Consider the following 21,450-nt stretch of genomic DNA (forward strand, 5'->3'; position numbering starts at 1 on the left):
CAACAGAGCCCGACCGGCGCCGGCGCTCAGGCGCGCTTCTGTTGCAGGAAGCGTTCCTTCAGAAGCCTGAGGATCGAATCCGGGCTCATCGGCGCGCCGAACAGGAAGCTCTGTCCGTAGTCGCAGCCCATGCGGGCGAGATCGGCCACGTCCTCGGGCGCCTCGATGCCTTCCGCCACGACCTGCATCTTCATTTCCCGCGCCATCGAAATCACCGAACGCAGCATGATGCCGCGCTTTTCGCCCATGTCGTCGTTGAGCAGCGCCTTGTCCAGCTTGATCGTGTCGAAGGGGAAGCGGGTGAGATAGGCGAGCGACGAATAGCCGGTGCCGAAATCGTCGAGCGCTAGGGAAAGTCCCATTTCCTTGAGCTTGTCGAGCACGAGGCGGGCCTGTTCGGGGTTTTCCATCACCACGCTTTCGGTCAGCTCCAGCTTCAGCCGCTCGGGCTTGCACTGGGTCTTCGACAGCGCCGAGCGCACGTCGGTGCACAGTTCGCTGTTGAGCAACTGGGCGCTGGAAACGTTAACCGACAGGAAGATCGGCAGTTCGCCGGTCTGGTTCTCCCACGACATCAGGTCGGTGCAGGCCCGTTCCAGGGCGAAGGCGCCGAGCGCGCCGATCATGCCGGACAGTTCGGCGATCGGAACGAATTCGATCGGCGGGATCTGGCCGCGCTTGGGGTGTTCCCAGCGCATCAGCGCCTCGAAACCGGCGATCTCGCCGTCCGAAAGGCGGATGATCGGCTGGTAGACCATCGACAGTTCGCGCCGGTCGAGCGCGCGCCGCAGGTCGGTCTCGAGCTGGAGACGGTCGGCGCCGGTGTTGCGGAAGGCCGGGCGGAACGGCTCCACCCGGTTTCCGCCGGCCCGCTTGGCACGGTACATGGCCAGTTCCGCATCGGCCAGAAGGTCGCTGGCATGCGCCTGCTGGTCGACGAAGGAGGCTAGCCCGATGGAGGCCGTCAGGATGATCTCGCGGCCGGCGAAGTTGATCGGCACCATGATCGCCTTGGAGATCGCGTCGGCGAAATCCGCGACCTTCACGGGGTCGTTTTCCGATACGAGGATCAGGCCGAACTGGTCGCCGGAAAGCCGGGCCAGCGTGTCCTGCGGGCGCAGCAGGCGGCGCAGGCGGCGCGTCAGCGCGATCAGGATATTGTCGCCCGCCGCGATGCCGAGCGCGTCGTTGACGTGCTTGTAGCGGTCGATGTCGATGGACATGACGGTCGGCTTGACGCCGCTCGACGGAGCGATGGCGATGACCGATTGCAGGCGGTCGAGGAAGAGCTGGCGGTTCGGCAGGCCGGTCAGGTTGTCGTGCAGCGCATCGGCCAGCAGCCGGTCGATGGAGTTCTTCTGCTCGGTCACGTCGATGATGGTGCCGACGCAGCGGATGACCTCGCCGGTTGCGCCGACCACCGGCCGGGCGCGGATCTTCAGCCAGTGGAAATGGCCGTCCTCGGCGCGGATGCGGAATTCGTGGTTGAGCCGGCCCTTGCGGTGTTCCAGCAGCACGTCCAGCGTGGCGCGGAAGCGGTCGCGGTCGTCGGGGTGAAGGCGCGGCACCCAGTTGCGCACGGGGCCGTGCATGGTGCCGGGCTCCAGGCCGAGGCGGCCGGAAATGTCCGGCGTCGTCACCACCCGGTCACGCGCCACGTCCCAGTCGAACACGGTGTCGCCGGAGCCGGTCAGCGCCAGCGCCTGCCGCTCGAGATCGGAGAACAGCCCCTGCGAATAGGCGCCGCCGGCAAACGCGTGCTGCATCACGGTGAAGCCGATGAGCAGCACGATCAGCACGAGGCCGCCGCCGAGCGCCGGCTGGATGATGTCGTTGTCGAGCCGGCCCGTCACCGTCAGCCAGGCGCCGAACAGCCACACGAGGATGAGCGCCCAGGCCGGCACCAGCAGGATGGCGCGGTCGTAGCGGTTGAAACCGAGATAGACGATCAGCACGATGCCGGCGGTGGCCGTCAGCGCGAAGGACAGGCGCGCGATGCCGGCGGCGATGGACGGGTCGTAGATTGCCACGCCGAACAGCAGCGCCAGCCCGATGATCCACGCGAAGGTGACGTAGGAAAGATGCGTGTGCCAGCGGTTCAGGTTCAGATAGGTGAAGAGCAGGATCACCAGGCTGGAGGCCAGCGCCACCTCGGCCGAGGCCCGCCATATCTTCTGGTCGCCGGAGGTGATGCTGATGAGCTTTTCGAGAAAGCCGAAGTCGATGCAGACATAGGCCAGCACTGCCCATGCCAGCGCCGCGGCGGCCGGCAGCATGGAGGTGCCCTTCACGACGAAGAGGATCGTCAGGAACATGGCCAGAAGGCCGGAAATGCCCAGCACGATGCCGCGATAGAGCGTGAGCGAGTTAACCGTGTCCTTGTAGGCGTCAGGCTCCCACAGGTAGAGCTGCGGCAGGTCGGGCGAGGACAGTTCGGCGACGAAGGTGATGACGGAGCCGGGGTTCAGCGTGATGCGGAACACATCGGAATCGGGGCTGGGCAGCCGGTCGAGCGCGAAGCCCTCGGACGGGGTGATGGCGCTGACGCGCTGCGAGCCGAGGTCCGGCCAGAACAGTTTCGAGCCGACGAGACGGAAATGCGGCGCGACGATCACCCGTTCGAGCTGCTCGTCGGAAACGTTGGCGAGCGCGAAGACGGCCCAGTCGCCGTGATGGTCCTCTGTCGCCGAGCGCACCTCGATGCGGCGACGGATGCCGTCGGCGCCGGCGGCGGTGGAGACCTGGAACGCCTCGCCCTGGTTGGCATAGACCTCGGTGGTCGCCGTCAGGTTCAGCGCGGTGTCCTCGCGCGAAATCTTCACCGGCTCCACGGCGAATGCCGGGCGCGCGGCGGCAAGCGCCATGACGAGGGCTGCGGCCAGCAGGAAGAGGGCCGCAAGGCCCCTGCCGTTCAGGGCGGCCTGAAACCGACGCGCCATCATGAGGAGGCGCTTCGCCCGTCTTGGCGGTCGTTTTCCGCAATCAGGGAAAACATCAGGTGGTCGCGCCACTCGCCGTTTATTTTCAGATATTTGCGCAAAAGACCTTCCCGTTCGAAACCAGACTTCTCCAAAAGTCTTATGCTTCTTTCGTTATCCGGAATACAGGCTGCTTCGATCCTGTGCAACCGGAGACCCTCGAAGATGTAAGGTATTACGAGCCGAACTGCGGCGAACATATGACCTTTGCCCGCATGAACCGCACCCATCCAGTATCCGATCATGCAATTCTGCGCCGCGCCCTTGCGGATATGGCCGATGGTGATGCCGCCGAGCAGCGTCATGTCGCGGCTGTCGAAGATGAAGAGCGGTACGGAAAGCCCGGAGGCGTATTCCTGCCGGTTGCGGCTGACGCGCACGCGGAAACTGGCCTCGGTCAGTTCGTCGCTGCGCCATGTCGGCTCCCAGGGCTGGAGGAAGGCACGGCTGGCGTGGCGTAGACGGTGCCATTGCCTGAAGTCGCCGTAATCGGGCAACCGCAGGACAAGGGTGCCGTCTGCGAGTTCAGGATAGTCCGGCTGCCGCGACAGAAAGCGGAAGACCGATCTCGCCATTCATCCAACCTCCCGCTGCCGCACCGCTCGCGGTTCTGGATGCGCGGCAGGCACTGCATAGATTTGACTCGCGGCTTCTTCGAGCGCGCCTTGGCCTGAAATTACGCTTTCGCGCGCGAAAGTGAAGAGAGTATATCGGACGGTCCCGCCAGTTTGCCGAGCGGCCCGATGGCGGAGACCGTCGGGTTGCCCGAGAAGAACAGCCGTCCGGCCAGATCCGTCAGCCGGTCGGGCGTGATCGCGGCCAGCCGGTCGAGGATTTCCTGGTTGGGGATGGTGCGGCCGTAGAGGATCGCCTGCCGGGCGATCTGCCCGGCCCGGGCAACGGGGCTTTCCTGCGCCATCAGAAGTTGGGCGCGGGTCTGAGCGCGGGCGCGGTCGATCTCTTCCTGGCCGATGCTGTCGGCGGCGCGCGCCAGTTCGACGGCGATCACCTCGACCAGCTCGGCCAGGTCGTCCTCGCCCGTGGCGGCATGGACGCCGAAGATGCCGCTGTCCGAGAAGGACCAGTGGAAGGCGTAGACCGAATAGCACAGGCCGCGTTTTTCCCGCACTTCCTGGAAGAGCCGGGAGGACATGCCGCCGCCAAGGATGTTGGCGAGGATCTGCGAGGCGTAGAAGTCGCGCGCGTGGTAGGCGATGCCCTCGAAGCCGATCAGCACCTGCGCGTCCATCAGGTCGCGCTCCTCGCGGCTGTCGCCGCCGGTGTAGCGCGCCTTCTCGATCTCGGCCGTGGCGTCCGTCCCGGTCGGCAGGGCGGCGAACCGCTCCTCGACCTGCCGGACGAAGGCGTCGTGATCGATGGCGCCGGCGCCGACGACATACATCCGGTCGGTCGTGTAGTTGCGGGAAAGATAGGCGCGCAGGTCGCCGGTCGTGAAGCCGTTGACCGTCTCCGGCGTTCCGAGGATGGAGCGGCCAAGCGTCTGGTCCTTGAAGGCCGTCGCCGAGAAATGGTCGAACACCACGTCGTCGGGCATGTCGTCGGCGGCGCCGATTTCCTGGAGGATGACGTTCTTCTCGCGGACGAGTTCGTCCTCGTCGAAGGTCGATTCGGTCAGGATGTCGGCGAGGATGTCGACGGCGAGCGGCACGTCCTCCTTCAGCACGCGGGCATAATAGGAGGTGGTTTCCGTCGAGGTGGCGGCATTGAGTTCGCCGCCGGCGTTCTCGATCTCCTCGGCGATCTGCCGGGCGTTGCGCCGCTTCGTTCCCTTGAAGGCCATGTGTTCGAGAAGATGGGCGAGCCCGTGCTCGTTCGCCGTCTCGTCGCGCGAGCCGGATCGCACCCACACACCGAGCGCCGCGCTTTCCAGATGCGGCATCCGCTCGGTCACGACCGTCAGGCCGGAGGGAAGGCGCGTACAGTTGATGTTCGGGTTCGCAGCGGTTGCCTGGTCCATCAGTTTCGTCCTGCTCGTGTCAGACCGCCGATATGGGTTTCGACGCTGCGGATGTCGTTGTCGAGAATGTCGAACCGTTCCGGCCGTTCCATGAGGTCGCCGAGCCAGACGGGCAGGCCCGGATCGACGCCGCTCGCCTTCCTGACGGCGGCCGGGAACTTGGCGGGATGGGCGGTCGAAAGCGTCACCATCGGGCTGTCCGGCTTTTCGAACTTCTTCGCCACGAACAGGCCGATGGCCGTATGTGGATCGGCAAGATAGCCGGCGTCGGCAAGCGTGGTGCGGATCGTCTCCGCCACCTGCTTCTCGCTGGCCCGGGCGGCGCGGAAGTCGCGGCGGATGGCCTTCAGCGTGCCGGGCTCGATCTCGAAGCTGCCGGATTGCTTGAGGCCGGCCATCGCGGCGCGGACGCCGGCGGCGTCGCGCCCCGACGTTTCGAACAGCAGGCGCTCGAAGTTGGACGAGATCTGGATGTCCATCGAGGGCGAGGTGGTGGCCTTCACCGATTTCATTTCGTAGCGCCCGGTTCTCAGCGTGCGGGCGAGAATGTCGTTCTCGTTGGTGGCGATCACCAGCCTGCCGATGGGAAGGCCCATGCGCTTTGCCGCATAGCCGGCGAAGATGTCGCCGAAATTGCCGGTCGGCACGGTGTAGGAGACCTTGCGGTCCGGCGCGCCGAGCGCGAGGGCCGAGGTGAAGTAATAGACGATCTGGGCCATGATCCGCGCCCAGTTGATCGAGTTGACGCCGGACAGGCGGACGCGGTCGCGGAAGGCCCCGTCGTTGAACATGGCTTTCACCAGGTTCTGGCAATCGTCGAAATTGCCCTTTACGGCCAGCGCATGGACGTTTTCGGCGGCGGTCGTGGTCATCTGGCGCTGCTGCACCGGCGAGACCTTGCCCTCCGGGAAGAGGATGAAGACATCGGTGCGTGAACGGCCGGCAAAGGCGTCGATAGCCGCGCCGCCGGTGTCGCCGGAGGTCGCGCCGACGATGGTCGCGCGCGCGCCGTTCTTTTCCAGCGCATGGTCCATGAGCCGGGCGAGAAGCTGCATCGCCACGTCCTTGAAGGCGAGCGTCGTGCCGTGGAACAGCTCGAGAATGAAGGAATTCGGCCCGGTCTGGACGAGCGGCACCACCGCCGGATGGCGGAAGGTGGCATAGGCCTCGTCGATCATCGCGCGGAATTTTTCCGGCGCGATCTCGTCGCCGACGAAGGGTGACAGCACGGTGAAGGCGATGTCCTGATAGGACTTGCCGCGCAGCGCGCGGATCTCGCGTTTCGTGAACTGCGGCCATTCGCGGGGAACGTAGAGGCCCCCGTCGCGGGCCAGCCCCGCCAGCAATGCGTCCGAAAATGAGAGGACAGGTGCCTCGCCCCTGGTCGAAATATAATCCACGGCGTCTTCCCGAATTTTTGGCGGAGGAAACCGGCCCGGCCTCGATTTTCACACTCCCCGGCGAAAATGGAACCTTCGTGCGGCTTACCCTCGATTTTTCAGTGCGCCGCTGATATAGACCATCGGCATGGGTCAGGAAAGGCCCGTAACGTCGGATGTGACAGGCGGGTGACGCCTGAATGCTAAAGGGTCGGGTTTCCGTGTTGTCCAAAGTATCGTGCGCAGTGGTTTCCTTTACGCTTCTCGGCCTTCTGGCAGGCTGTAATTCCTCCTCCTCCCTTTCCGATACGGCCCCGCAGGGGCAGGCGTCGGACCTCCGGCAGGGAGCGTCCGTCAATTCCGTCGTGGTTCAGGCGACGTGCCCGCAGATCTTCATGCGCGACGCAACGGCCTCCCATCGCGTCTATGCCCGGGGCGGCGACGGCGATCCGACGAAGCTCGTCTACCAGGCGGCCTTCGCGGATACGACACGCTCCTGTACGACGGACGGCAACCAGATGACCATCAACGTCCTGGCGCAGGGCCGGATCGTCGCGGGTCCCGCCGGGTCGGCCTCCACGGTTTCGCTGCCAGTCCGCATCACCGTCACCGAGACCAACGCCATGCAGTTGGAAGAGCAGATCTATTCGCAGCTCGTCTCCTATCCGGCCGCCATACCGGCGGATTCCCTGTCCGGCCAGTTCCTGTTCCAGAAGCCCGACGTGACGATCCCGGCCAGTTCGGCGCAGAACGCCAAGGTCTATATCGGCTTCGATTCCGGCCCGGCCCCGAGAAACGCCCGCAACTGAGCGGCGCACCGCTCCGCTCACGCCGAAATATCCGGCAGCGCCGGCCGTCATGGGCCCTCGGTCTCTCCCGCATGGCGGGCAAATCCGACCCCGAGCGCACGCCAGCCGGCCAGCGCGACGAGCAGGATGCCGGCCGCCGCGACCCAGAAGGGCGCGACCAGAGCCGTCTCGCGCGGCACCATCCCGTCCAGCCCGCGGACGATCAGTCCCGACAGCAGCAGACCGAGCGGCATCATTCCCCAGGCCAGCAGGCGATAGACGCTGTTGACCCGGCCGAGGAGATGATCGGGAATCATCCGCTGGCGCGTCGAGACGGACACCGTGTTCCAGACCAGTCCCGTAAACTCGAACAGCGCCAGGACAATCGCCAGCGACACGGCGCCGGGCGCCAGCGCAATGCCGATGAAAGCGGGAACGGATGCGAGCAGCATCCATTGCGCGGCGGGTCCAGGGCCTATAAGGCGCACGATCCGCTCTCCCAGCAGCCCGCCGGCGATCCCGCCCACGGCCCCGGCGGCGAGGATCAACCCGTAGGCGGCGGAGGAAAGGCCGAGATTGTCCTGCACATGCAGGATCAGTGCGATCATCACCATCTGGAAGAACAGGTTCCAGAAGCCGGTCAGCCAGGCAAGCAGCCGCAGCAGCGGGGCGTCGCGCAGGAAGGCGATACCCTCGGCCAGTTCGGCACGCCAGTTCCGTTCCGTCGTCCGGCCGGGCTGAAAGTTTCCGGCGATGCCGGCCACGACCAGCGCCGCAGTGGCATAGAAAACCGTGTTGGCGGCAAAGGGCAGGGATAGCGCAAGCGCGATCATCGCCGCCCCGAGCGGCGGGCCGACGAGGGCGTTGCCCGTCAGTTCGACGCTCCACAGCCTGCCGTTGGCCGCTTCGAGCCGCGCATGCGGGACGAGCCCGGGAAGCATGGTCTGGGCGGCGTTGTCGCGAAAGACCTCGGCCGCGCCGACGACCAGAGCCGCCAGGGTCAGAACGGCGAAGGCCAATGGCGATGCGAGGCCGGTTTCCGGCGGCGCGGGCAGGGGCGTCGCCGCCCAGAGCACCAGTGCGGCGACGCCGAAAGCCGCGGCGCGCAGCACATCCATCCGCAGGATCAGTTTCCGCCGGTCGGTCCTGTCCGTCATGATCCCGGCCGGCAGGGCGAAGATCGCCCAGGGCAGCCGCAGGGCGATCGCCACCAGCGCGATCAGCAGCGGGTCGCGGGTGATGAGCGAAGCCGTCCACGCCCAGGCTATCGTGGCGATCCCGTCCGCGAGATTCGTCAGGCCGCTTGCGGCGATGAAGCGGGTGAGCGGCGCGCCGTTCATCGAGCGGGATCGTCGTATCTGGCGTCCAGTGTCGTTTCGTTCATCGTCGAGCCCTTGCCTTTCCGGTTCATTCGGCTGCACTCTGCATTCTCAAGTCAACTTGAGGTCAAGAGCCATGTCGCAATCCGGCCGGAAAAATTCCTCCGCCGAACTGACGGTCGGCCAGATGGCGGCACGTGCGGGGATCGCCGTCTCGGCGCTGCATTATTACGAGGCGGAGGGGCTGATCCGCAGCACCCGGACGCCGGCGGGGCATCGCCGCTATGACCGGCGCGAGCTGCACCGCGTCGCCGTCATCCGCATCGCGCAGTCGCTCGGCCTGTCGCTGGCCGAGATCCGGGCTATGCTGGACCAGGTGCCGCAGGGCAGGGCGGTCGGCCGGGCCGACTGGCAGGCGGCGTCCGAGGTCTGGCGCGCCGCTCTCGAGGACCGGATAGCGCGGCTCGTGCGCCTTCGCGATCAACTCGACCATTGCATCGGCTGCGGCTGCCTGTCGCTGGAAAGCTGCCCGCTCGGCAACGCAGGCGACAGGCTCGCTTCCGAAGGCAGCGTGTAGAAACATAATGTGGAAGGTTACATGACAGCCGGTCTCTCCATTTTTAAGCGAGCACGGATCGCATCGATTTTAGGTTTGAGAATATCATTGTTTTTCTCAACGTATATTGAACTAAAACCTCTTCTAATAATAATTTCGGAAATAAAACCAAGTTTTTCCCCTAATTTAATAAAATAAAGATGCGGGTCGGTTGTGTCAATTTTGACCGATTTTATTGCAGAGACAATGCCATCTTGCGTAACAGACGGACACTGGCACCGCTGCTGCACAAAGGCGGCCATCGACTCCGCATTGTCGTGGATGAAACCAAAGACAATTGATTCCGGTGTGCCGTCAGGTAGTTCAATTACATCATCGTTGGGTTCGTTGAGTGGAGGGTTATCGCCATCGATAACAGCTACCGCTTGCGCAGTGACCGTAGGATTTGCGTTGTGGTGCTTTAATACCTCAACAACAAACGGATATCCACCAGCCTTGTGCACTCGTACTTGATCAAAAATGTCGCGTGCATATTGCCGTAACATTTCCTCTACAAGATCTTTGGCGAAATCGTCTTCTACGAAAATCGCCGCATTCTGGGAAACTGTGCCTTTGAGCGCCCGCAGACTTTCAATTGTAAGCTTGCCCTGATAGGCCGTGCCGTCAATGCATGCCCAAATCGCCTTCGGCGGCAAAACGTCGAGTGCGTATTCCGAATGAGTCGTGAAGATAATTTGAGCTTTCTTTCGCGTTGCGACATCAAACAGATATTCGACCATCTTTCGCGTCGCCAACGGATGAAGCCCGTTCTCGATCTCCTCAATCAGAATAAGTGAGTTATCAGTCGCTCCCTCAATGCGCGACACCATTTCGATAATCGACGCCTCGCCGGCCCCAAAGTGGAATTGTGAGTAGTCGTTTTTTTGATGCATCCCAATAAGGATATTCTTTAGTGGATCGGATTTAAGCGATACGCGTTCGTAATTCTTCGCATCTTTACCAAGAATACGGCTAACGTAGCCTATTACCGCTTCATCAATCGGAGTTTTGACGATCTCGGTGTTCTTCGCAATGCCGACGAACTGCTTGAACTTTGTCTGCTCGTTAGCTGGAACGGTTCGCTGGATTGGAATCACAACCACATTGCGTTCCATAACTGTATCGCGCCGCCATTTGGCGGACACGAAACGAGCATTTCTCTGTATCCGTCCAGTCTTATTCATTTTCCGATCAATAATGTCATAGTCAATGCGCCAGTTTGCCATGCTGGTGTCACCGATATTAGACTTTGGAAAAAATTCACCGGGCTTGACGTCCTTGTAGGCAAGGGCAGCAGCACCGAGAATGGTAGATTTTCCGCCGCCATTCGTGCCAATGATTGCGGTAACTGGAAAGTCGAAATTGATCGTTTGGTTTGTGAAGCTTCGCACGTTTGAAAGTCGAAGATTTGGCAAATACTTCTCGTAGGAAAGCTTTTTGACCTTCTCTTCTAGACTCTCGATATCGCTCGGGCGCACGTCCATGATGTGTTCTCCTTTGTTACAATAACAGCCAACAGGACTGGAGCCGATTTCGGTAAAGCGACCGTTTCAGGGTGTGTTGCTGCGGCCGGCCGTATGGAACGCCTGCCCGGTCAGGCCACGCCGTCCCATGCGGCCAACGCCTCGATCGTGGCGGGCAGGTCGCTCATTCGTGCGATCACGGTTTCCGCGCCCGCGTCCATCAGGCGGCCGGCGTGGCTCGGATAGGTGTGCGAGGCGCCGGTGAAGCCGATGACCCGCATGCCGGCGCCGCGTGCGCCGGCGATTCCGTGGACGGAATCCTCGATCACCACCGTCCGTCGGGGATCGGCGCCCATCGACTTCGCGCCGTGCAGGAAGATGTCGGGCTTCGGCTTCGCCCGGTCGGGGCCGAGATCCTTGGCCGAAAAGATGTTCGGTGCGAACGCGTTGTAGAGCCCGACCTTCTTCAGCATCATGGCCAGCCGGTTCGTGCCGGAATTGGAGCAGATGCAGCGCGGCCCCGACAGGCGCGCCACGGCGTCCGCCGCGCCCGGGATCGCCTGCACGTCGCGCTCCAGCCGGATGTCGAGCAGCTTCTCCGACTTGTCGAGCAGCGAGGCCGACAGCGGGATCGAGACTTCCTTCTCGACGGCGAGGAGAATGTCGCGCCACACCAGGCCGGCGAATCGCTCGCCCATTTCCTCCGGACTGATCGGATAGCCCGCATCGCGCAGCAGCGCGGATTCGACCTCCGCCGCAATGATTTCGGAATCGACCAGCACGCCGTCGCAATCGAAAATAATGAGGTCGAAACCGCTCATCGTCGTTCTTCTTCCACTTTCGGAAATGGGGGCAGGGCCGCAAGGGCCCGTGAAACCCGTATGAAACTCGTGGCTGACCGGCTTTTAACCGAAGCGGGCCGCAGGCTCAACACCTGTGGCGCCAGAGCAATTCCAGGAAAAGTGCGCAGCGGTTTTCCGTCCGGAATTGCGTGAAAATAACAAGATGGAGCATTTCCGCGATTCGGAGAAAAGCGGAAATGCTCTATCGGCGGGTTTTCGCTTTTTTCGCCGCGACGCGGGGACGTTGAGACTTTCGTAACCATCTTCAGTAACCATAACGGACATCAGGTTTTCGAGTAAGCGTAACGAGCGAGTTCAAAAAATGGCGTCTGTCCTCCGTCTGGGCGAACTGTATCAGCAGTCCGCCGGCCCCCGGTCTCTTGTCGACACCATCATCAAGGGTGACTGCGTTGCTGCCCTCGAGGCGCTTCCCGACCAGTCGGTCGATGCGATCTTCGCCGATCCTCCCTACAATCTCCAGCTTGGCGGCGCGCTCACCCGTCCGGACCAGTCGCTGGTCGATGCCGTCGACGACGAATGGGACCAGTTCGCCTCCTTCGAGGCCTACGATGCCTTCACCCGTGCATGGCTGCTGGCCTGCCGCCGTGTCCTGAAGCCGAACGGCACGATCTGGGTCATCGGCTCCTACCACAACATCTTCCGCGTCGGCGCGACGCTCCAGAACCTCAATTTCTGGATCCTCAACGACGTTATCTGGCGCAAGACCAATCCAATGCCGAATTTCAAGGGCCGCCGTTTCCAGAACGCGCATGAGACGCTGATCTGGGCGAGCCGTGACCCGAAGGCCAAGAGCTACACCTTCAACTATGACGCGATGAAGGCGTCGAACGACGACGTGCAGATGCGCTCCGACTGGCTGTTCCCGATCTGCAACGGCGGCGAAAGGCTGAAGGACGCGGATGGCCGCAAGGTCCACCCGACCCAGAAGCCGGAAGCGCTGCTCGCCCGCATCATCATGGCCTCCACCAAGCCGGGCGACGTGGTGCTCGATCCCTTCTTCGGCTCCGGCACCACCGGCGCGGTCGCCAGGCGCCTTGGTCGCCACTTCGTCGGCATCGAGCGCGAGGACAGCTATATCGCGGCCGCCGCCGCCCGCATCGCCGCCGTCGAGCCGCTGGGCAAGGCGGAACTGACGGTAATGACCGGCAAGAAGGCCGAGCCGCGCGTTGCCTTCAACGTGCTGGTCGAAAGCGGACTCGTGCGTCCGGGACAGGTTCTGACGGACGCGAAGCGCCGCTGGAGCGCCATCGTCCGTGCCGACGGCACGCTGGCTGCCGGCGGGGAAGCCGGGTCGATCCACCGGCTCGGCGCCCGCGTGCAGGGGCTCGATGCCTGCAACGGCTGGACCTTCTGGCACGTCGAGGAACAGGGAAGCCTTCGTCCCATCGACGACCTGCGCGCCCGCATCCGCAAGGAGATGGCGGGGCTGGAGTAATCCCTGACTCCGATCCGCCTTGAAACCCCCTGACGGTTTCGTACCTTCAGTCCCGTCAGGGGACGTGGCGCCCGGTCCGGCAACGGACCGGGCGCAGCCTTGTCCAATATATGCCGATATCCCGTCTTTCGCGTTGAGCTTGCTCGCATGCGACCGGGCCGCGACAGGTTTCGGTCAAGGACTTACAGACCGTCGTAGGTCCTTCGGTCGATCAGGAAATATGCCGCCGCAGGATCTTCTCCACTTCAGGCATGAGCTTCAGGACATATGTTTTGGTAATGTGATGCTTGTCCCGATAGACGAGAACGGAGTCTTTGACTGCCCAGCACGATTCGGCGTCGCAAAACTGCTGCGAGAGGTCATAGAAGTTCACGTTGTCGATATTGATTTCCGTAGTGGGATCATGATCCGCCAGCAAGAGCTTGCGCGAAACCGAGCACTTGTTGAAATCATCGCTATTGAGGAAGACGCATGTCGGCACGTCCATTCCCATCCACGGATTGTCGCGCAGGGCGACGACGCTGATATTCTCCTGTCCAAGAGATTTCCATGCGTTCAGATAGCCCTGCGGAATATGCTCCCTGTCGCCCTGGCCTCTTGTCGCCGTCGTAAACACTAGCTCCGGCTTCAGTTCCTTGATCCTTGCCACGGCCTGCTTCGCCCATGCCGTGCAGGACGGATCAATATCGAATTCCTGCGCATCTATGCTGAAGAAGCAGGCGCTCTTCGTCATGTTGACGATCCGGAAATGCAGTTTCAGGCCGAGGTCGTTCAACACGGGCAGCCATTGCAGGCTATGGGAGCCGCCGACCAGGACGAGCGTGCGGGAAGCGTTCACATCGCCATAGGTGCATTCGATAACCTTTGAATTGGTTATGTTCTGGTGGCATCCGTCGTTGTAGGCGACCGGCAGATCCAGCCGCGCTATCACCGGAGCGGGAATGATGGAACCTTCGGCCGGCGTCGCCTCTCCGGTCATGAATTGTGCCAGCATTCTTTGGCCGTCGCGCACTTCAACCCTGTAGACATAATACCAGGTTCCAATCCCGATGACCGCTGGCAGAAGTATGGAAGCGCAGGCGACAACCGGAAGGACGAAGCCTCGAATGGCGTTCACAAACTTGCGCAGTGGACGTTCGGCCGCGACTGTCGTGAGCCATGCAAGGATACCCGACGCGAAAATGATGACCAGTCCCGCCGGAATGGTTACGGATTCCGTTTCGAACAGAAATCTGTAGGTGATGAGCAACGGCCAATGCCACAGATAGAACGAGAAGGAGATGTCGCCGAGCTGCACCAGAAACCTGTGTTTCAGGATTCCGATATTGCCGTCGTTCTGCGCCGAGACGATGATCGCAGTCGCCGCCAGCACAGGGATCAGGGCAACTGCGCCGGGAAACAGCCGGGAAACATCGATGATGGCGGCCATCAGGATAATGACGACAAGGCCGGCATAACCCAGTGCTTTTGCCAGTCCGCCGGAGAGTTTGATCTTTCGATAATGCAGGCCGAGCAGTGCCCCGGCGCAGAACTCCCAGATGCGCGCGCCTGTGTCGAAATAAGCCCAGGGCTGATTGAGACGGGTAATGATGACAGAATAGACGAACGAAGCGATGAAGATGACGCCAAGGCAGAAAGTCCAAGCCGATATTCTGGATACGCCGATGAGTTTTGAGACTTTGGCCGCGACGAAAAACACGAGCGGAATCAGGAAGTACAGCTGCATCTGTAGCGACAAGGCCCAGAATTGCTGGAAGGGAGATGCGGTGAAACCCTGCTGAAGATAGTCGGCTCCGCTTCTGGCGAGCAGCCAGTTTTCCAGGAACAGTGTCGAGGCGATGGCATGCTTGAGTTCGTCTCCCCAGATCGTACTGGGCAGAAATGCTATGCCAAGAAATATGGTCGAGACGATTACGACAGTGGCGCCAGGAAGTATTCTCCCGAGCGTTTTTACAATATAGTTAAATACATCTGTGAATTTCAGATCATGGAACTTGTCAAAGCTGGTGGCTATGAAGAACGCTGCAACAACGAAAAAGATATCGACACCGCCGGAAACGCGATGGAACCATATATGGTATACGGCCACCATGAGGGCGGCAACAAATCTAAGTCCTTGAATTTCATGAAGATACTTCTTGTCGGTAGCGGTACGACCCATATTTGCATCTCCAAGGATCAAAAAACTGACATCCTGACGTAGGTTTAAATCATATCGATGGCGTGTAAACAACCGTTTCGAAATTCGCCTGTACGACTATAAGGAAGCTTGCGGATTCATCTTGTCCTTTCGTTGCCGGCGTGCCGGGAAGCCGTGATGGTTCACAGAAAAATGGAACGGATGGACGCTCACTTCCGTCATGAATCCCGGTTCAATCGCTCGCCCGACGCGCGAATTGCTATCATCCGTACATTGCGAGACATTCTGCGGCTTACACAGCAATCCCGACCGCGGAGAGGTCGGCCTTGAGCTTTTCGGCGCCGGTGAAGCGGATGGCTTGCCAGCCGGCGGAGCGGGCGCCTTCCACGTTTGCCGCCACGTCGTCGATGAACAGCGTGTTTTCGGGCGTCAGGCCGAAGGAGCGGGCGTGGTGCCGGTAGATTGCGATATCCGGCTTGATGAGGCCGACTTCGGCGGAAACCGTGACGCCGCGCGGGGCGTTGAGGAAGGCGAAGCGCCCGCGGGCCTCGGCAAAGGTGTCGGCGGCGAAGTTGGTCAGCATGGTGACGTCGAAGCCGGCCTCGATCAGCGACAGCATCACGGCGACGCTGTCGTCCAGCGCACGCGGAACCATCTCGTGCCAGCGCTGGCGGAAGGCGCGGATGCGCGCTTCCTCCTGCGGGTGTCGGGCGATCAGTTCCGCCTCGGCCTCGCTCCACGGCCGGCCGCGGTCCTGCTCGAGATTCCAGTCGTGGGTGCAGACGGTTTCGAGGAACCGCCGCCGCTCTTCCGGATCCGGAATGATCTGGCGGAACGGCAGTTCGGGATCGTAATGGATCAGGACGCTGCCGATGTCGAAAACGATGTGGCGAATGGGGGTGGTCACTGTGCATGTCCCTGTGTCGGATCGGGGGTGGAGACGATAGCTGTCTCGATGATCTTTTTCATGACGGACGGAAGCGCCTGCGCCGCGAGATTGTCCAGCGGCTCCCACCAGCCGTCCTCCACGGCGCGTTCCGCGACGCCGGCCCTGTAGACGTCCACCCGCAATTCGAAATGGGTGAAGATGTGGACGACCGTGCCGCGCGGCTGCCAGCCGGCGGGGAAGGGGGCGGCGTCCGGGGAGGTCGCGCCATCGCGGCGGGAGGTGAAGTCCGTGACCGGAACCTGCGTCATGCCGCCGAGAAGGCCCTTGTCCGGGCGGCGCTGCAACAGCATGCGGCGCTGCGGCGAAACGGCGACGAAGGCTGCTGCCCGGCGCACCGGCTTCGCCTTCTTGGCCGCCTTGACCGGATAATGCTCCGGGTCGCCCACGGCCAGCGCGCGACAGTCCTCGCGGAACGGACAGAGGGCGCAGGCCGGCCGTTTCGGCGTGCAGATCGTTGCGCCGAGGTCCATCATCGCCTGGGCGAAATCGCCCGGCCGCTCCTGCGGCGTCAGCGCGGCGACCTTCGCCTTCATGGCGGGCTTCGAGCCGGGCAACGGATCGGAGATGGCGTAAAGGCGCGAGATCACCCGCTCGACATTGCCGTCCATCACCGCGGCGGGCTCGTCGAAGGCGATGGCGGCGACCGCCGCCGCCGTGTAGTCGCCGATGCCAGGCAGGGCCTTGAGCCCGGCCTCGGTCGCGGGGAACCGGCCGCCGTGTTCCGCGGCCACCGCCTCGGCGCATTTCTTCAGGTTGCGGGCCCGCGCGTAATAGCCGAGCCCGGCCCAGGCCGCCATCACATCCTCGGATCGGGCGGTGGCCAGGTCGTTCACGCCGGGCCACAGCGCCAGGAACTTCGCGAAGTAAGGCTTGACCGCGGCCACGGTGGTCTGTTGCAGCATGACTTCCGACAGCCACACATGATAGGGATCGGCCTTGACGCCGCGCGCGCGCATCGGCGGCGAAACCCGCCAGGGCAGGTCGCGGTGGTGGCGGTCGTACCAGCCGAGAAGGCGTTCGGCTTCCGGCGCGGTGGAGGTCTTGTCGAGCATGATTTGGGCCGTCTGGATTTTTGCCCTATAGTTGGACGATTGATTTGCCCGGTTCAACAGGGCCGGAGCCTTATACATGAGTTACAAGAGACGCGGCGAGAGACCGATTTCCGATATTGCCAACGGTATCATGGACCCCGTGCTGGCGCGGCGTGCCGGCATTTCGACGGCATTGCTCGGTTCCTGGGACGAAATCGCCGGTGCGGAATTCGCCGATTGCACCCGGCCGGAGAAAATCGTCTGGCCGCGCCGCGACGATCCGGGGCAGATGGGCGGCCATCGGCCCGGCCAGCTCATCGTCGCCTGCGAGGGCGCCCGGGCGCTGTTCCTGACCCATGCGCAGGATGAACTGATCGACCGCATCAACGGTTTCTTCGGCTATCCCGCCATCCGCCAGATCCGCATCGTCCAGAAGCCGGTGTCGCGCGCGCTTCCCCTGCGGCGTGTGGTGCGCCCGCTGCCGAAGGCCGCCGAAAAGCGACTCGAGGACATGATGGAAGGGATCGAGAGCGAGGCCCTGCGCGCCGCCATTACCCGTCTGGGAAAGGCTGTCCTCCAGCCCGGGCGGGCGGCGCGGAAGAAAACCGGCGAGTAACGGGAAATTAAAAGCCTCGTGGAGCCGCCCTGCAATCGGCTCCACGAGGCTTCCGTCCGGTTTTGACACTGGACGGGGGGTCCGGGGGATCGATCCGCGCCACGCGGCACGGCGTGTGCGGTCAATATCCGAAAATTGGTATGTGAAAGCTACAGCAGTTTTGCGGCGTTGAACGTCCCCCGTTTGGGGGGTGCCGTTAAATTTTTTTGGAGATACGGGGTTCAGTCGCCAGCGGAACTTATCATCCGGCGTCGCGCAGGCGTTCCGCCGTCTGCAAATCCACCGAAACGAGCTGAGAAACGCCCTGTTCGGCCATCGTCACGCCGAACAGCCGGTCCATGCGCGACATGGTGATGGGATTGTGGGTGATGATGACGAAGCGCGTCTGCGTGGAGGCCGCCATCTCGTCCATCAGGTTGCAATAGCGCTCCACATTGTGGTCGTCGAGCGGCGCGTCCACCTCGTCGAGCACGCAGATCGGTGCCGGGTTGGTAAGGAAGACGGCGAAGATCAGCGCCATCGCCGTCAGCGCCTGCTCGCCGCCCGAAAGCAGCGTCATGGTCTGCGGCTTCTTTCCCGGCGGGCGGGCGAGGATTTCGAGGCCGGCTTCCAGCGGGTCGTCGGACTCGATCAGTTGCAGCTCCGCCGTGCCGCCGTTGAAGAGATGGGTAAAGAGCCGCTTGAACTGCTCGTTCACGACGTCGAAGGCGGCGAGAAGCCGCTCGCGGCCTTCCCGGTTCAGGTTGCCGATGGCGCCGCGCAGCTTGCGGATCGCGTCGATCACGTCGTCGCGCTCGGCGATCAGAGCGTCGAGCTTGTCCGAAAGCTCCTTCGCCTCTTCCTCGGCGCGCAGGTTTACCGCGCCCAGCCGCTCGCGCTCCATCTTCAGCCGGTCGAGGTCGCGTTCCACCTCCCGCGTATCGGGCAGCGCCGCATCCGGCTCGATGCCGGCCAGTTTGTAAAGGCCCTGAGGCTGAAGGTTCAGCGTTTCGCGGATGCGGGCTTCCGTGTCCTCGCGCCGCTCGCGGGCGGACACCAGCCGTTCCTCGGCACGGCCGCGCTTCTCGCGCGCCTCGGCCAGCGCCGCCAGCGCGGCGGCGGCGCGGGTATCGGCATCGCGCTGGAGGTTTTCGGCCTCGACCAGCCGGTCGGCGGCCTCGCGGCGCGTTTCCTCGACCGTGGCGATTTCGCTCAGCAGACCGTGCCGCCGGGCTTCGAATTCCTCGGGCGCCTCGTCGAGCGCCTCGATCTCGTCGCGCGCTTCCGCCTCGCGCTCCCGCAGGGTCGCGATATGGGACGCGGCGCTCGCGGCGCGGTTCTGCCAGAGGCGGCGCTCGTCGCCGATGGCGGCAAGGCGGCGGCGGCGGGCCTCGTTCTCGCGGGCGAGACCTTCGTGGCGGGCCCGCGCCTCGGCGACCTCGCTGCGGCCGGCGGCCACGGCAAACTGCTGCTCGGCAAGCTTCGCATCGAGGCCGGAAAGATCAGGCGCTTCGGTCAGCCGGGCGCGGGCCTCCTCCTCGGCAACGGCGATTTCCCCGATTTGCGCCTGTACCTGGTTGCGGGCTTCGGCCATCACGTCGCGGCGGCGGGCGAGATCCCCGAAGGCCCGTTCGGCGGCGGCGAGCGCCTCGCGCGCCTCGGCCGCGATGCGGGCAGCGAGCCGGACGACCTCGCGCGCCGTCGAGACGCTGCGTTCGGTCTCGCGGATCGTCTCGCCGGCCCGCGCCAGCGTCTCCAGCGCCTCGGCAAGCTGCTCGCGGGCCTCGTCCGCCTCGGCCTCGATTTCGGCAAGGCGGTTCTTCTGGGCAAGGCGAAGGGCGGCGGCGGAAGGCGCGTCGGCGCCCTTGACGTGGCCGTCCCAGCGAAAGACCGCCCCGTCGCGCGTCACCAGCGACTGGCCGGGCTTCAGCAGGCCCATCAGCCGTTGCGCGTCGGCAGGCTCGGCAAGTCCGGTCTGCGCCAGACGGCGGGCAAGGGCGGCGGGCGCGGACACCAGCGCGGAGAGCGGCGTGACGCCTGCCGGCAGTGGTGCGTCGTCGCCCGGCGCGTCCGTTTCCGTCCAGTAGGCGGGAGCCCGGGCGTCGAGTGGGCTGTCGAGATCCTCGCCGAGAACGGCGCCGAGCGCGGTTTCGTAGCCGCGCTGCACCTCGATCAGGTCGGCCACCGGAATGAAGCCGCCGGAAGGCGCGCTTGCCGCCAGCATGCCGGAAATGGTGCGCGCCTCCGTCTCCAGCGCCGCGGTACGGGCGCGGGCCATGTCGGCGGGCGGGCGCAGCGAGGCTTCCTGCGCGCGCGCGTCGGCCAGCGAGGCTTCGGCATCCTCGACGCCGATCTGGGCTTCTTCGAGTGCTGCGTCCGCGTCGGCGACGGCAACGCGCTTTTCCTCCGGGTCGGGCAGGGCGGCAAGGTGCCGGTCGATGCCGTCGAGTTCCTGTGCCGCCTCGGCGTCCTGCCGTTCCAGACGCTGCCTGCGTCCGGCGAGATCGGCCAGCATCCGCTCGACCTGGCTGCGCCCGGCGGCGGCCTCCGCCCGCTCCGCGGTCAGGCGGGTGAGAAGCGCCTCGGCGTCCGAAAGCGTCGCCGCGGCGGCCTCGAAAGCGGCGCGGGTCTCTTCCGCCTCGATGCCGGAATCGGCCAGTTCTCCGACGATCTGATCTTCCTCGGCGGCCAGCCGTTCGAGAATGGCGGCATTGTCGGCGACGAGCCGTTCCTCGCGTGCCACGTCCTCGCCAAGCTGGGCAAGGCGGCGGGTCAGCTCGTCGCGACGCCTGAGAATGCGGCTTGCCTCCTCGTCGAGCTGGGAACGGGCGATTTGCAGGCGCTGGAGTGCTGCGGCGGCGCGGGCCTCGGCCTCGCGCAGTTCCGGCAGCTTCAGGGTCGCGATTCCTTGAGCCTTGGCGGCCTCCATTTGCGCCTGCGCCTTTTCGGCCACGAGGCTGGTCGCGTCGTTCAGGGCCGTGTTGGCTTCCGTTTCGGCCTCCTGCGCCTGCTTCCAGCGGATATAGAGCAGGATGGCCTCATGCTCGCGGATCGACGCGGACAGCGCCTTGAAACGATTCGCCTGACGGGCCTGCCGCTTGAGGCTTTCGATCTGGCTGTCGAGCTGGGCGGTCACGTCCTCCAGCCGGTCGAGATTGGCCTCGGTGGCCTTCAGGCGCAGTTCCGCCTCGTGGCGGCGCGAATGCAGGCCGGAAATGCCGGCGGCTTCTTCCAGAAGCTGGCGGCGCGCCTGCGGTTTCGCCTGGATGAGTTCGCCGATCCGGCCCTGGCCGACCATCGACGGCGAGCGCGCCCCGGTCGAGGCGTCGGCGAACAGAAGCTGCACGTCGCGCGCCCGCGCCTCCTTGCCGTTGATGCGGTAGACGGAGCCGTTCTCGCGCTCGATGCGGCGCGAGACCTGGATTTCGTCGGTGTCGTTGAAGGCGGCGGGCGCGGTGCGGTCGGCATTGTCGAGCCACAGCGCCACTTCCGCCGTGTTGCGGGCCGGCCGGTTGCCCGAGCCGGAAAAGATCACGTCGTCCATGCCGGAGGCGCGCATGTTCTTGTAGGAATTCTCGCCCATGACCCAGCGCAGCGCCTCGACGAGGTTCGACTTGCCGCAGCCGTTCGGCCCGACGACGCCGGTCAGCCCCGGCTCGATGACGAACTCCATCGGCTCCACGAAGGATTTGAAGCCGGTCAGGCGCAGGCGGGTGAACTTCATGGGCGGCCCGCCGTTTTGCCGCGGAGTTTCCCCTCCGGTTGCCGTATCCCCCGCGAGGGCAGGGTCATGGCACGGGAAACGAGCCGGTGGGGCTTCTCCTTCTCCCCGGCGGGGAGAAGGTGCCCGAAGGGCGGATGAGGGGGGCAGGCGCACAGCGCCTGCCCCGAAAGGCCCCTCATCCGGCTGCCGCCACCTTCTCCCCGCCGGGGAGAA

15 protein-coding genes are annotated in these 21,450 nt (G+C 63.9%); 4 read left to right on the forward strand and 11 right to left on the reverse strand.

All coding sequences use genetic code 11. From position 1 onward, the window contains the following. Positions 1–26 precede the first annotated feature (26 nt). The 4 genes from NOF55_RS04670 to thrC all read right to left on the reverse strand — a co-directional run bounded on the left by NOF55_RS04670 (position 27) and on the right by thrC (position 6,356). Positions 27–2,939, reverse strand: coding sequence for an EAL domain-containing protein (locus NOF55_RS04670; protein ID WP_370868926.1), 2,913 nt, complete (start codon positions 2,937–2,939; stop codon positions 27–29). Next, entirely contained in the window at positions 2,939–3,553 is a 615-nt protein-coding gene (locus tag NOF55_RS04675; protein WP_306410139.1) for a GNAT family N-acetyltransferase, read from the reverse strand. The genes NOF55_RS04670 and NOF55_RS04675 overlap by 1 nt, the downstream gene beginning before the upstream one ends. A gap of 101 nt (positions 3,554–3,654) precedes the next feature. Continuing rightward, positions 3,655–4,956, reverse strand: a complete 1,302-nt coding sequence (locus NOF55_RS04680) for a M16 family metallopeptidase (RefSeq protein WP_306410140.1) — start codon at positions 4,954–4,956, stop codon at positions 3,655–3,657. After that, positions 4,956–6,356 (reverse strand): threonine synthase, encoded by a 1,401-nt coding sequence (thrC, locus tag NOF55_RS04685; RefSeq protein WP_306410141.1) that lies wholly within the window; start codon positions 6,354–6,356, stop codon positions 4,956–4,958. Before thrC ends, NOF55_RS04680 begins: the two co-directional genes overlap by 1 nt. Positions 6,357–6,580: 224 nt before the next feature. Here thrC and NOF55_RS04690 point away from each other — a divergent pair, with 224 nt between their 5' ends. Next, complete coding sequence (locus tag NOF55_RS04690; protein ID WP_306410142.1) at positions 6,581–7,144, forward strand: hypothetical protein; 564 nt, start codon at positions 6,581–6,583, stop codon at positions 7,142–7,144. Between the two features lie 47 nt (positions 7,145–7,191). On the opposite strand, the gene NOF55_RS04695 is transcribed toward NOF55_RS04690, so the two are convergent. Continuing rightward, positions 7,192–8,544, reverse strand: coding sequence for an MFS transporter (locus tag NOF55_RS04695; RefSeq protein ID WP_306410143.1), 1,353 nt, complete (start codon positions 8,542–8,544; stop codon positions 7,192–7,194). Between the two features lie 34 nt (positions 8,545–8,578). Between NOF55_RS04695 and soxR the strand changes: the two genes are divergently transcribed. Beyond that, the gene (gene soxR, locus NOF55_RS04700) at positions 8,579–9,019 is read left to right on the forward strand and encodes a redox-sensitive transcriptional activator SoxR (RefSeq protein ID WP_306410144.1); all 441 of its coding nucleotides are present in this window, start codon (positions 8,579–8,581) and stop codon (positions 9,017–9,019) included. A gap of 17 nt (positions 9,020–9,036) precedes the next feature. Here the strand turns inward: soxR and NOF55_RS04705 are convergent, their stop codons facing one another. Beyond that, positions 9,037–10,521 (reverse strand): ATP-dependent nuclease, encoded by a 1,485-nt coding sequence (locus tag NOF55_RS04705; protein ID WP_306410145.1) that lies wholly within the window; start codon positions 10,519–10,521, stop codon positions 9,037–9,039. A 110-nt stretch (positions 10,522–10,631) separates the two neighbouring features. Then, entirely contained in the window at positions 10,632–11,321 is a 690-nt protein-coding gene (locus tag NOF55_RS04710) for an HAD family hydrolase (protein ID WP_306410146.1), read from the reverse strand. 343 nt (positions 11,322–11,664) lie between these two features. On the opposite strand from NOF55_RS04710, the gene NOF55_RS04715 reads away from it, so the two are divergent. Further along, positions 11,665–12,798, forward strand: a complete 1,134-nt coding sequence (locus tag NOF55_RS04715; RefSeq protein ID WP_306410147.1) for a site-specific DNA-methyltransferase — start codon at positions 11,665–11,667, stop codon at positions 12,796–12,798. Between the two features lie 211 nt (positions 12,799–13,009). On the opposite strand, the gene NOF55_RS04720 is transcribed toward NOF55_RS04715, so the two are convergent. The 3 genes from NOF55_RS04720 to mutY form a co-directional block, all read right to left on the reverse strand. Continuing rightward, positions 13,010–14,959, reverse strand: coding sequence for an acyltransferase family protein (locus NOF55_RS04720; protein ID WP_306410148.1), 1,950 nt, complete (start codon positions 14,957–14,959; stop codon positions 13,010–13,012). Between the two features lie 271 nt (positions 14,960–15,230). Continuing rightward, complete coding sequence (locus tag NOF55_RS04725) at positions 15,231–15,845, reverse strand: HAD family hydrolase (protein ID WP_306410149.1); 615 nt, start codon at positions 15,843–15,845, stop codon at positions 15,231–15,233. Continuing rightward, entirely contained in the window at positions 15,842–16,939 is a 1,098-nt protein-coding gene (gene mutY / locus NOF55_RS04730) for an A/G-specific adenine glycosylase (RefSeq protein WP_306410150.1), read from the reverse strand. The genes NOF55_RS04725 and mutY overlap by 4 nt, the downstream gene beginning before the upstream one ends. Positions 16,940–17,015: 76 nt before the next feature. Here mutY and NOF55_RS04735 point away from each other — a divergent pair, with 76 nt between their 5' ends. Further along, complete coding sequence (locus NOF55_RS04735; protein WP_306410151.1) at positions 17,016–17,534, forward strand: DUF721 domain-containing protein; 519 nt, start codon at positions 17,016–17,018, stop codon at positions 17,532–17,534. 241 nt (positions 17,535–17,775) lie between these two features. Here NOF55_RS04735 and smc read toward each other — a convergent pair whose 3' ends face one another. Then, entirely contained in the window at positions 17,776–21,237 is a 3,462-nt protein-coding gene (gene smc, locus NOF55_RS04740; protein ID WP_306410152.1) for a chromosome segregation protein SMC, read from the reverse strand. Positions 21,238–21,450 lie beyond the last annotated feature (213 nt).

Origin of the sequence: Ectorhizobium quercum (assembly GCF_026552795.1) — a bacterium.
GTDB classification, from domain to species: domain Bacteria; phylum Pseudomonadota; class Alphaproteobacteria; order Rhizobiales; family Rhizobiaceae; genus Ectorhizobium; species Ectorhizobium quercum.

Excerpts from the sequence above, each read along its gene's own strand:
- NOF55_RS04670 (WP_370868926.1), bottom strand. The coding sequence starts at position 2,939 with ATGGCGCGTCGGTTTCAGGCCGCCCTGAACGGCAGGGGCCTTGCGGCC.
- NOF55_RS04675 (WP_306410139.1), bottom strand. The coding sequence starts at position 3,553 with ATGGCGAGATCGGTCTTCCGCTTTCTGTCGCGGCAGCCGGACTATCCT.
- NOF55_RS04680 (WP_306410140.1), bottom strand. The coding sequence starts at position 4,956 with ATGGACCAGGCAACCGCTGCGAACCCGAACATCAACTGTACGCGCCTT.
- soxR (WP_306410144.1), top strand. The coding sequence starts at position 8,579 with ATGTCGCAATCCGGCCGGAAAAATTCCTCCGCCGAACTGACGGTCGGC.
- NOF55_RS04705 (WP_306410145.1), bottom strand. The coding sequence starts at position 10,521 with ATGGACGTGCGCCCGAGCGATATCGAGAGTCTAGAAGAGAAGGTCAAA.
- NOF55_RS04710 (WP_306410146.1), bottom strand. The coding sequence starts at position 11,321 with ATGAGCGGTTTCGACCTCATTATTTTCGATTGCGACGGCGTGCTGGTC.
- NOF55_RS04715 (WP_306410147.1), top strand. The coding sequence starts at position 11,665 with ATGGCGTCTGTCCTCCGTCTGGGCGAACTGTATCAGCAGTCCGCCGGC.
- NOF55_RS04720 (WP_306410148.1), bottom strand. The coding sequence starts at position 14,959 with ATGGGTCGTACCGCTACCGACAAGAAGTATCTTCATGAAATTCAAGGA.
- mutY (WP_306410150.1), bottom strand. The coding sequence starts at position 16,939 with ATGCTCGACAAGACCTCCACCGCGCCGGAAGCCGAACGCCTTCTCGGC.
- NOF55_RS04735 (WP_306410151.1), top strand. The coding sequence starts at position 17,016 with ATGAGTTACAAGAGACGCGGCGAGAGACCGATTTCCGATATTGCCAAC.
- smc (WP_306410152.1), bottom strand. The coding sequence starts at position 21,237 with ATGAAGTTCACCCGCCTGCGCCTGACCGGCTTCAAATCCTTCGTGGAG.